Below are 9,385 nucleotides of genomic sequence, written 5' to 3' on the forward strand. Positions count from 1 at the left end.
TCATTTCCTCATCCAGGGGAAGGCGCGGCGGTGCAGCCAGCGAAAGGCCTGGTCGGTGAACAGGCCGATCAGGCCGATCAGCAGGATGCCGGCGAAAATCTTGTCGGTGTGCATGTAGCGCTGCGCCTTGAGGATGGCGTAGCCGAGCCCGGAGTTGGCCGCCACCAGCTCGGCCACCACCAGGTAGGTCCAGGCCCAGCCGCAGGTGATGCGCAGGGTGTCGAGCAGCGCCGGCTTGGCCGACGGCAGGATCACCAGCTTGACGATCTCGCCGCGGTTGGCACCCATGGTCTGTGCCGCCTCGATCTGCGCCATGGGCACGCGCCGCACGTCCTCGGCGACCATCAATACCATCTGGAAGAAGGTGCCGATGAAGATGATCAGCACCTTGGAGCCCTCGTCGATGCCGACCCAGAGCATCACCAGCGGAATGAACGCCACCGCCGGCATGTAGCGGATGAAGTCGGTGAGCGGCTCGAGAAAGGCCTGCACCGGGCGATAGGTGCCGATGTACAGCCCCAGCGGCAGGGCGATCAGCGCCGAGGCGCCGAAGCCCGCCATCACCCGCCAGACGCTGATGCCGATGTCGGTGAGCAATCCCTCGCCGGTCCACCAGCGGCCGATGCGCTCGAGCACCGCGCCGGGGCTCGGCATGAACATCGGGTCGGCCAGGCCGAGCGCGGTCCACAGCCACCAGAGCACGAAGGGCAGGCTCAGCCCGGCGCCGGTGAGCAGCCAGGCAGTGCGCCGCGAGAGTTCGCCGCGAATGCTCCAGAAACGGCTCTTGTGTCGGGGCTGCGGGGCGGGAGCCTGGGTGCCCGGCTGTTCCGCGGTGCGACTGGCGGCGGACGGGGCGATGGCGATCTGCACGGTCATGCGGGCACCTCCTGCGGGGCGGTGGGCGTGGGAAGTGCGGCGCTGACCCAGCCGGCGGCCGGGGTGTAGCGGCCCAGGCAGGCGAGATCCTCGCGGGGCAGGTTGGCTGGATCGGCGAAGCGCCAATAGCTGGGCAGCAGCGCATCGCCAACACGTCCCGGCAGCGTCGAATGGGTGATCTGCCAGGGGGTGGCGCCGTTGCGATGGCGGCCGAAGGACAGCTCGCAGGCCAGCCACTGTGGGCGCAGCGCGGGACTGGCGCCGGCCAGTTGCTCGCGCAAGTGGCCGGCACCGGCGGCCAGTGGCTGCGGGCGGTCGGCGGCGAACATGAAATAGTCGCCCGCGACCAGCAGGCAGGCCTGGCGCGCGGGCTGTTCGGCCGCCTGCAGCCAGATGCCCCAGTTGACCCCGTCAGATTCGGGCACGCGTTGCCATACTTCGTGGTAACTGCCATCCAGCCCATCCTCCAGCAGCCGGTCGGAGCCTTCGAAGCGCATGCAGCCGATATCGGCAGGGCCGCCCGGCGGCTGGAAGTCGATCAGCCGGTACCACTGGCAGATGTCGCCGTTGACGTCGGTGACGCCAGCGAACCCGGCCTGTTCGCACAGCGCCATCTGCTGGGCGTGGCTGCAGGTTTCCAGGGAGGCGGCCGGTGGCAGCGGCTGTGGCCGGGGCAGGCGCACATCGGCGTGCAGCCGGGCGGTCTGCAGCCAATAGACCTCGCTGGTTTCGTCGCGCAGGCCGGCGGTGGTGGTCAGCAGGCGTCGGCGCCACACGCCGAGGTAGGCATCGGGTACGGTTTTCATGCGTGGTACTCCGGGAAGCGTCTGAGGGTGCGCCAGAAGGCCATGTCGTGATTCGGCCAGACGTCGGCACCGGCCTCGCCGGCCAGCACCTTGAGTTTGCGGATGCTGGCCAGCGCCAGGTCGTCGCGATCCTGCCAGCAGAGGCCGGGGGCGACTTCATCGATGAGGTTCTCGCTCAGATCGGCGGCGTCCCCGGCGAGGATCACCGGTTTGCCCTGCGGCAGTTCGATCAGCAGTGACATGTGGCCGGCGGTGTGGCCTGGGCTATTGATCGCCCGCAGCCCCGGCAGCAGTTCGTATTCCTCGCGCTGCGGCTTCCAGCGATGGTCGCCGGCGAAGTCGTCGGCGAAGTAGGCATCGTCGGCCTGGGCGCGGGCTGCGGCGAGCTCGGCCTCGTGCACGTGCACGTCGCAGCCGCAGACCTCGCACAGGCCACCGGCGTGGTCGAAATGCAGATGGCTGAGGAACACCAGATCGATATCGGCCGGCGTCAGGCCATGCCGGGCCAGATGCGCGGGCAGGCGTTGGTCTTCGCGCATTTCGGGCGGGCCCATGGGAAATTCCAGCGGGTCGTACCAGCGTGCCCGCGCCGCCGGATCGCTGAGCTTGGCATAGTCGCAGCCGACGTCGAACAGCACGCGCCCCTGCCGGGTCTCGATCAGGAAGGCCAGGATCGGTGCGTCGATCAGCGTGCCCTGCCCGCGGTTGCGGGTGGAGATCGACTTGTCGTAGCGATGCGTGGCGGTCAGCAGCGGCCAGAGCCGCAGGACGTCGGTCATGCCGAACCCTCCAGGCGCTGCAGCAGGGTGGCGCTGTCGATCACGCCGCCGAACAGACCGCCTTCGACCTCGATCATCGCCAGCGCGGCGGCCTGCAGGCGCGGGTCGGCCGAGGCGCAGGCGTCGCTGACGGTCAGGCAGTCGAAACCCAGGTCGATGGCCTGGCGTAGCGTCGAGGACACGCAGACCTCGGTGGTCACCCCGGTCAGGATCAGCCGCTCGATGCCGCGCCGGCGCAGGATCAGCTCCAGGTCGGTGTGGGCGAAGGCGCTGTAGCCGGGCTTGTCGATGACCGGTTCAGCGGCGCGCGGCTGCAGCTCGTCGATCAGGCCGTGGCCGAATTCGCCACGGACCAGCAGGCGCCCGAGCGGGCCGGGGCTGCCGATGGGCGCGCCGGTCGCTTCGGCGCGGCGGCGCTTGGGCTCGGGCAGGTCGGAGAGATCGGCGCGGTGACCTTCGCGGGTATGCACGACGAGCATGCCGAGGCCGCGGGCGCGATCCAGCAGCGCCTGGATCGCCGGGATCGGCGCGCGCAGGCGGGTCACGTCCATGCCGGCCCGGTCGGCGTAACCGCCCAGCGCGCAGAAGTCGCGCTGCATGTCGATCACCAGCAGGGCGGTGCGCTGCGGTTGCAGGCCTGTCGCGGCGCTCACAGGGCGAACTCCTTGCGCACCGCGGCGACGATGCCGTCGACGATATCCTCCGCCAGCCGCTGGCCCTTCGCCGCGCTGGAGCCTTTCGCCGAGGACAGCACGCCGGACGGCGGTACCCACTCGATGCGGCTGGGGTACATGTCGTAGGGCGGGAAGTCGGCGGGACCGTCGTCGGGGATGCGCTCCAGCGCCACCAGACTGGGGTGGTAATGCAGCATCAGCGAGGTCTCGATGACCGCCGCATGCTCCAGGGCGAAGCCCGGAAAGCCCTCGGGGAAGACATCGGTGAGGGTCTGTTCGCGGCAGAAATCCCAGTGTTCCAGGCGCATCACGTCGAGGCCGGCATCCGGCCCCAGCTCACGCAGCGCCAGTTGGATGCCTTCGGCGACGAACCACTGGTTCTCGTAGTGGCCGACCACCAGCACCAGGCGGCGCACGCCATGGCGATGGAATTCGCGCACCGCGTCGCGCACCAGCGCGCTGAGAGTCGCGCCGTCCAGGCTGGTGGTGCCACAGAAGTGCTGGCCGCCGCCGCATTTTGGCTGCGACTTGTAGCCGTAGGACAGCGCCGGTGCGACCAGCCCGCCGACCTGCCGGGCGACGTCGGCGCTGATCGCGCTGGCCAGCAGCGCGTCGGTGCCCAGCGGCAGGTGCGGGCCGTGCTGCTCGGTGGCGCCGCACGGCAGCAGGACCACGGCGCCTTCGCGCACGCGGCGTTCGTAGTCGACCCAACTGAGTCGGTCCATGTGCACGATCATGCGCAGGTGCTCCTTATCGCGGCGGGGACGGGACGTTCGGGCCAGCCGGCGATCAGCGCGGCGGCGGTAATCAGTGCGGCACCGAGCCATTCGTTAGGGCCGATGGCATGGCTGCCGAACCAGGCGGAGGAGAGCACCGCGGCGATCAGCTCGAACACCACCAGCACGGCGGCGCGACCGGCCTCCAGATGAGTAAGGCCGTACTGCACCGCGGCCATGCTGACCAGCCAGATCAGGGCGAACAGGCCGAGCTGCCAGGCCAGGGTGAAATCGATGGGCGGCGGAACCTGTCGCAACAACAGGCAGAAGAGCGCGCCGAGCAGCGCGCTGCCGACGAAGCTGACCAGCGCCTTGCTCGCCAGCGGCACCCGGTCGGCGGCACGTGTCGCCAGGTTGTTGAGACTGAAGGCCAGCCCGGCGGATAGCGCCAGCCAGTCGTTGGCGGCGAGCGGCTCCAGGGTCGTGTCGCCGATGCCCAGGGTCAGCGCGATGCCCAGCATCGCCAGCGCCAGGGCGAAGAGCCGCGCAGCACTGAATCGTTCGCCCAGCAGCAGCCAGCCGCCGAGCATCGCCCAGACCGGAGCCAGGTAGAACAACAGCATCACCCGTACCACGTTGCCTTCGGCCAGGGCAGTGACCAGCGCAGCGGTGGCCCAGCCGCCGCACAGGCCCATGGTGATCACGTGGCGATACTGGCTCGCCCACTCCCGGCGTTGCTGCCAGAGCACCGGCAGTGCCAGCAGACTGAGCAGGCTGTAGGTCAGCAGCACCAGCGGCATGCCGGCCAGGCCGCGCGCGGCGAAGAACTGCAGCGGCAACCAGCCCAGGCCCCACATCACGGCGCCGCCGACCAGCATGCTTTGCGGCATCAGGCTGGTCATGCGCCCATCCAGGAGCCGCCGTTGGGCCCGAGCATCTGTCCGGTGAAATAGCTCGCCCGGGGCGAGAGCAGGAAGACGATGGTGGCGGCCACTTCCTCCGGGGTGCCCAGGCGCGCCATGGGGATCGCCAGCTCCTTGGCCATCCACTGCTCACTCATGTGTTCCGGGCTGACCATGGCGGTGGCGATCGGGCCGGGCGCGACGCCGTTGACCCGAATGCCGTCGGCGGCGAACTCGCGCGCCAGCGAGCGGGTCAGGCCGATGACACCCGCCTTGGCCGTGCAGTAGGCGGCGTAGTGCTCGCGGCCGAGAAAGCCGAGATCGGAGGTGACGTTGACGATCGCCCCGCTGCGGCGCGGTTGCATGTGCGCCAGCGCATGGCGGCAGCAGCGGTAGACCGCGCTGAGGTCGACCCCGAGTACCCGGGCCCAGTCCGCTTCGTCGGTGGCGAGAAAGGGTTTTTCCAGGATCACGCCAGCGTTGTTCACCAGCATATCCAGCGGGCCGGCGCCGAGGATGGTCTCGAACATCGCCGCCACCGCGGCCGGATCGCTGACGTCGGCCTCGACGGCGCAGGCGTCGCCACCATAGGCGATGATTTCCTCGACCAATTGCTCGGCCAGGTCCTGCTGTCCGCAATGGTTGATCCACACCCGCGCGCCCTCGGTGGCCAGCGCCAGGGCGGTGGCCCGGCCGATGCCGGTCGCGGCGCCGGTCACCAGCGCGACCTGCCCCTGCAGCGCCTGCCCAACCATCAGTGCATCACCTCGCCATGGCTGACCGACAGCGCCTGGCCGGTCAGCGCGGCCGCCAGCGGCGATCCGAGAAAGAGGAAGGTGCCGCCCAGATCGGCGGGAGTCAGCAGCTCAGGGATGGCCTGGTTGGCGAGGATCGCCGCCAGTTCGGCACTGTCGCTGCGGCCGTTGGCGTCGGCCATCACCTGCAGCGAACGCATCGCCGCGTCGGTGCCGATCCAGCCGGGGCATACCGCATTGACCCGGATGCGCCGCGGGCCCAGTTCCCAGGCCAGCGAACGGGTCAGGCCGACCACCGCGTGCTTGCTCGCCACATAGGCGGAAAAGCCCGGTACGCCCTTCAGGCCCCAGATCGAGGCCTGGTTGATCACGCTGGCGCCGGCGCGCAGGCGCGGCAACAGCGCGCGGGTCAGGCGCTGCATGGAGCCGACGTTGTTCTCCAGCAGGGCCGACCAGCGCTGGTCGGCCTCGAAGCTGCATTCGGCCAGCGGCGTGGCGTACTCGACGCCGGCGTTGTTGACCAGCACGTCGGCCTGCAGGCCGCGACAGGCGAGGTCGTCGGCATACTGCTGCACCGCCTGGCGGTCGCCGAGGTCGAGTGCCGTGCAGTGCAACGGCGTGTCGGCGCCGAGGGCGTCGGCGAGCTGGGCGAGCGCCTCGGCATCGCGGTCGAGCAGTTCCAGCGTGGCGCCGGCGGCGGCGAAGCTCTGCGCCAGGCCGCGGCCGATGCCCCCGGCGGCGCCGGTGATGACCACGCAGCGGCCGCGGTAATCCAGTGCCTTGTGCATGTCACACCGCCGTCAGGAAGGAGACGCCCACGGCGCCGTAGAAGTTGTCGGCCTTGTCCGGCCCTTGGCCGACCACGCCGTAGTCGTCGTCCAGCACGCGGCGCACGCGGTAGCGGTGGAAACTGCCGAGCAGCTTGCGCATCGGGATCACCTGGTTGTAGGTGCTGCCGTAGAGCTCGGCGTGCAGCTTGGGCAGGCGGTACCAGGGCGCCACCGGCTTCTCGTGGTGGGCGTTGTGGAAGGAGAAGTTGAGCAGCAGCAGGTTCAGCGCCGGCCAGCGCTCGGAGACCACGTTGCTGTAGGTGTTCTGCTGCTCGTAGCTGCGGTCGCGGCGCTTGTCCTCCGGCAGCTTGCCGCCATCTTCCAGCACGGCGAAGGCTTCATAGGTGTGCTGGTAGGCATCGGCGAAGCGCAGCACGCTGAGCATGATCATCCAGGCCACGGCATAGAGCAGCACCGCCTTGAGCGAAATCGCGGCCAGCCCGGCGAACAGCAGCATGCGGATCGCCAGCACGCGGGCGACCGCTGACCGGCGGGCGCGATGCTTTTCGTTGTCGGTGACGAAGGGCAGGGCGATCACGTAGAAGTGCATGATCAGCTCGACCGCCGGCACGTAGGCCCATTCCAGCGCCAGCACCAGCTTCTGCAGCCACATCGGGCGCGCCTTGAGAAACGCTTTGCTATCGAAGGTGATCACGTCGGCGCGGTCGACGTGATGGCGCATGTGCTTCTTGCGCAGGTCCTGGAATTCGGCGTAGCAGCTGCCGCACAGCCAGCTGCAAACGTTGCCGGCCCATTCGTTGTGCTTGGGCACGCTGAAGATCGCGCCGTGGGCGAACTCGTGGATCAGGTAGGCGGCGATGATCATGCCGTGGGCCAGCAGCAGCGTGCCCAGCGCGTTCAGCCAGCCGTTGGCGGCGAACAGCAGGGCCAGGCCGCCGAAATAGGCCAATGCGGTATAGAGAATGGCCAGCGTGTTGGGCACTCGGCCGTCGGCATAGCGGTACAGGGGTTTGGCGGTCATGGTGTTCTCCAGCCTGGGCGGGCGGCGGCCCGCCTGGCATCGGCTTACTGGGCGAGCGCTTCGGTGAACTGGGCGTCGTAGGTCTTGCTGAAGTCGGGGATGGTCGGGATTTGCCCGTTGTCCTTGAGCAGCTTGGCGATGATCGCGCCGCTGCCGTGGAACGAGTGGGTGTCGTCGCCGGGTGCGAAGCTTTTGGCCATTTCCTCCAGCGGCAGGTTGTAGGCGCCGGCCATCTGCTCGACGGCTTCTTCGGCGCTGACGCCGAGCACCTCGCCGATGATCTTGGCTGACTCGTCCGGGTGGGCCTGCATGTAGGCCAGGCCGTCCAGGTAGCCCTGGATCATTGCCTTGATGGCGGCGGGTTTCCTGGCGATCACCGCCTCGTCGAAGACCAGCACGTCGGTGATCAGGCCCGGCGCATCCTTGGACGAATAGACCACCTTGAACTTGTCGCCAGTGCCCATGGAGAGAATCTGCGAGACGTTGGGTTCATAGGTCACGCCGATCGGCAGGTTGCCCGAGGCCATGGCGCCGGGGATGCCTTCGGGGGTCATGTTGACCGCATCGATATCCTTCTCGCTCATGCCGTTCTGTTGCAGCGCGTAGGCCAGCAGGAAATCCGATGGCGACAGCGGGTTGAAGCCGATCTTCTTGCCCTTGAAGTCGGCGATGGACTGAACCGATGCATCGGCGACGATGGCGTCGCCGCCGTTGGAGAAGTCGATGGGCATCACCACGCGGTGCTTGAGGCCCTTGGCCACCGAGGCGACCACCTGGTCGTAGGTGAGCATGCCGCCATCCAGCGCGCGGCTGACCATGGCGGTGGGAATCAGTGCCGGGTCGTTGAAGAACTGCAGGTCGACGTCCAGGCCATGGGGCTTGAACAGGTCGAGCTTGTCCGCGACGTAGAAGGGGCCGTAACCGGCCCAGACGACGGTGCCGATCTTCAGCTTCTCGGCGGCCTGGGTGACCAGCGGCGAGAACAGAGCGGCAGCCGCGAGGCTGGCAGCAATGAGGGTCTTGTTCAGCGAGCGCAGTGTGGACATGGCGTGATTTCCCTACACATTGGAATGACAGGCACGGGATGACATCGCGTCTCCCGGGCTTTTATCCCTCCGTGTAGTCCCGTCCCTGGGACCGGAGAACTCTCGGACCAGCGCCCACTCCCTGTGAGCCGGAACCCTAGTTCTCCTTGAAGCAACTCCTGATTGTGCCAAGCGTCATGAGTGCCGGAGGCGACTCATCCCGTTCACCTGTGATAGAGCAGGTTGCGTGCCATTTTTCGTTTTTTGCTGTTTATCGTTTGGATTCATTGGCTTGGGATCGATGAGGCGGTTTTGTAGCGCCGCCGGGGCATGAGCCGTGTGCGCACAAATGGGGAGGGGTGCGCCGCGATGGTGCCGGTTGGCAGTGATGGGCTGCCTTGTCAGGTGGCGCTGGCCGGTTATTTTCGGCTGGGTGCCCATTGCGTCCTCCGCTCCCGAAGAACGTGATCCCAGTCATGCTGTCGCCCCTCCGTGATTGAACCGAACGCCATCATCGCTCACCCTCCGGCCTTCGCCGAACTCAAGGAAGGAGGCCAAGGCATGCAGGATGCCAACCAGGCGCATATCACTTTCGCCATCGCCAACCAGGAAACCGATCTGCAGGTAGTGGCCTTCGAAGGCCGGGAGGCGCTCAACCACCCCTATCGCTTCGACATCGAACTGGTCAGCGAGCGTCCCGACCTGGACCTCGATGCGCTGATCAACCAGCCCGCCTACCTCGCCTTCGGCCCCTCCGGCAAAGGCGTGCACGGCATCATCTACAGCATCGAACAGGGCGACTCGGGCAAACGCCTGACCCACTATGCCATCAGCCTGCGGCCGGTCCTCGCCTACCTCGGCCAGAGCGTCGACCAGCGCATCTTCCAGCACCTGACGGCACCGCAGATCATCGCCGAGGTGCTCGAAGACCATGGCCTGCTCGACGGCACCGACTACCGCTTCCAGCTCGGCCCCTACGTCTACCCCGAACGCGATTACTGCGTGCAGTACGACGAATCCGACCTGCACTTCATCCAGCG

The 9,385-nt window shown here is 67.9% G+C and carries 11 protein-coding genes and 1 riboswitch; of the genes, 1 reads left to right on the forward strand and 10 read right to left on the reverse strand.

Translation table 11 applies throughout. The features are described from left to right. The 10 genes from IN820_RS11990 to IN820_RS12035 are packed head-to-tail and all read right to left on the reverse strand — an operon-like array spanning nucleotide 1 to nucleotide 8,366. The gene (locus IN820_RS11990) at nucleotides 1-876 is read right to left on the reverse strand and encodes an ABC transporter permease (protein WP_193681203.1); all 876 of its coding nucleotides are present in this window, start codon (nucleotides 874-876) and stop codon (nucleotides 1-3) included. Further along, nucleotides 873-1,682 (reverse strand): hypothetical protein, encoded by an 810-nt coding sequence (locus IN820_RS11995; RefSeq protein WP_193681204.1) that lies wholly within the window; start codon nucleotides 1,680-1,682, stop codon nucleotides 873-875. Before IN820_RS11995 ends, IN820_RS11990 begins: the two co-directional genes overlap by 4 nt. Further along, the gene (locus IN820_RS12000) at nucleotides 1,679-2,461 is read right to left on the reverse strand and encodes an N-acyl homoserine lactonase family protein (RefSeq protein WP_193681205.1); all 783 of its coding nucleotides are present in this window, start codon (nucleotides 2,459-2,461) and stop codon (nucleotides 1,679-1,681) included. Before IN820_RS12000 ends, IN820_RS11995 begins: the two co-directional genes overlap by 4 nt. After that, on the reverse strand, nucleotides 2,458-3,114 hold the full coding sequence (locus tag IN820_RS12005; protein ID WP_193681206.1) for a cysteine hydrolase family protein: 657 nt from the start codon (nucleotides 3,112-3,114) through the stop codon (nucleotides 2,458-2,460). The genes IN820_RS12000 and IN820_RS12005 overlap by 4 nt, the downstream gene beginning before the upstream one ends. After that, entirely contained in the window at nucleotides 3,111-3,872 is a 762-nt protein-coding gene (locus IN820_RS12010; RefSeq protein ID WP_193681207.1) for a creatininase, read from the reverse strand. Before IN820_RS12010 ends, IN820_RS12005 begins: the two co-directional genes overlap by 4 nt. Next, a complete protein-coding gene (locus tag IN820_RS12015; RefSeq protein ID WP_193681208.1) occupies nucleotides 3,869-4,753 on the reverse strand; it encodes a DMT family transporter in 885 nt (294 codons plus the stop codon). The genes IN820_RS12010 and IN820_RS12015 overlap by 4 nt, the downstream gene beginning before the upstream one ends. Next, nucleotides 4,750-5,508 carry an SDR family NAD(P)-dependent oxidoreductase gene (locus IN820_RS12020; protein ID WP_193681209.1) on the reverse strand — a complete coding sequence of 253 codons (759 nt, stop codon included), beginning with the start codon at nucleotides 5,506-5,508 and terminating at the stop codon, nucleotides 4,750-4,752. Before IN820_RS12020 ends, IN820_RS12015 begins: the two co-directional genes overlap by 4 nt. Then, nucleotides 5,508-6,296, reverse strand: a complete 789-nt coding sequence (locus IN820_RS12025) for an SDR family NAD(P)-dependent oxidoreductase (protein ID WP_193681210.1) — start codon at nucleotides 6,294-6,296, stop codon at nucleotides 5,508-5,510. The genes IN820_RS12020 and IN820_RS12025 overlap by 1 nt, the downstream gene beginning before the upstream one ends. Nucleotide 6,297: 1 nt before the next feature. Then, a complete protein-coding gene (locus IN820_RS12030) occupies nucleotides 6,298-7,320 on the reverse strand; it encodes a fatty acid desaturase family protein (protein ID WP_193681211.1) in 1,023 nt (340 codons plus the stop codon). A 44-nt stretch (nucleotides 7,321-7,364) separates the two neighbouring features. Beyond that, a complete protein-coding gene (locus IN820_RS12035; protein ID WP_193681212.1) occupies nucleotides 7,365-8,366 on the reverse strand; it encodes an ABC transporter substrate-binding protein in 1,002 nt (333 codons plus the stop codon). Nucleotides 8,367-8,414: 48 nt separating this feature from the next. Continuing rightward, nucleotides 8,415-8,517: riboswitch (guanidine-I (ykkC/yxkD leader) on the reverse strand. A gap of 389 nt (nucleotides 8,518-8,906) precedes the next feature. Here IN820_RS12035 and IN820_RS12040 point away from each other — a divergent pair. Then, on the forward strand, nucleotides 8,907-9,385 hold a 479-nt coding region (locus IN820_RS12040; RefSeq protein WP_268939452.1), incomplete at its 3' end, for a contractile injection system protein, VgrG/Pvc8 family.

The sequence above is a fragment of the Pseudomonas lopnurensis genome, from assembly GCF_015070855.1.
GTDB lineage: Bacteria > Pseudomonadota > Gammaproteobacteria > Pseudomonadales > Pseudomonadaceae > Stutzerimonas > Stutzerimonas lopnurensis.

Bases quoted from the DNA above. Each gene is read 5' to 3' on its own strand.
- IN820_RS12000 (WP_193681205.1), bottom strand. From the start codon at position 2,461: ATGACCGACGTCCTGCGGCTCTGGCCGCTGCTGACCGCCACGCATCGC.
- IN820_RS12035 (WP_193681212.1), bottom strand. From the start codon at position 8,366: ATGTCCACACTGCGCTCGCTGAACAAGACCCTCATTGCTGCCAGCCTC.
- IN820_RS12025 (WP_193681210.1), bottom strand. From the start codon at position 6,296: ATGCACAAGGCACTGGATTACCGCGGCCGCTGCGTGGTCATCACCGGC.
- IN820_RS12010 (WP_193681207.1), bottom strand. From the start codon at position 3,872: ATGATCGTGCACATGGACCGACTCAGTTGGGTCGACTACGAACGCCGC.
- IN820_RS12030 (WP_193681211.1), bottom strand. From the start codon at position 7,320: ATGACCGCCAAACCCCTGTACCGCTATGCCGACGGCCGAGTGCCCAAC.
- IN820_RS12015 (WP_193681208.1), bottom strand. From the start codon at position 4,753: ATGACCAGCCTGATGCCGCAAAGCATGCTGGTCGGCGGCGCCGTGATG.
- IN820_RS11990 (WP_193681203.1), bottom strand. From the start codon at position 876: ATGACCGTGCAGATCGCCATCGCCCCGTCCGCCGCCAGTCGCACCGCG.
- IN820_RS11995 (WP_193681204.1), bottom strand. From the start codon at position 1,682: ATGAAAACCGTACCCGATGCCTACCTCGGCGTGTGGCGCCGACGCCTG.
- IN820_RS12020 (WP_193681209.1), bottom strand. From the start codon at position 5,508: ATGGTTGGGCAGGCGCTGCAGGGGCAGGTCGCGCTGGTGACCGGCGCC.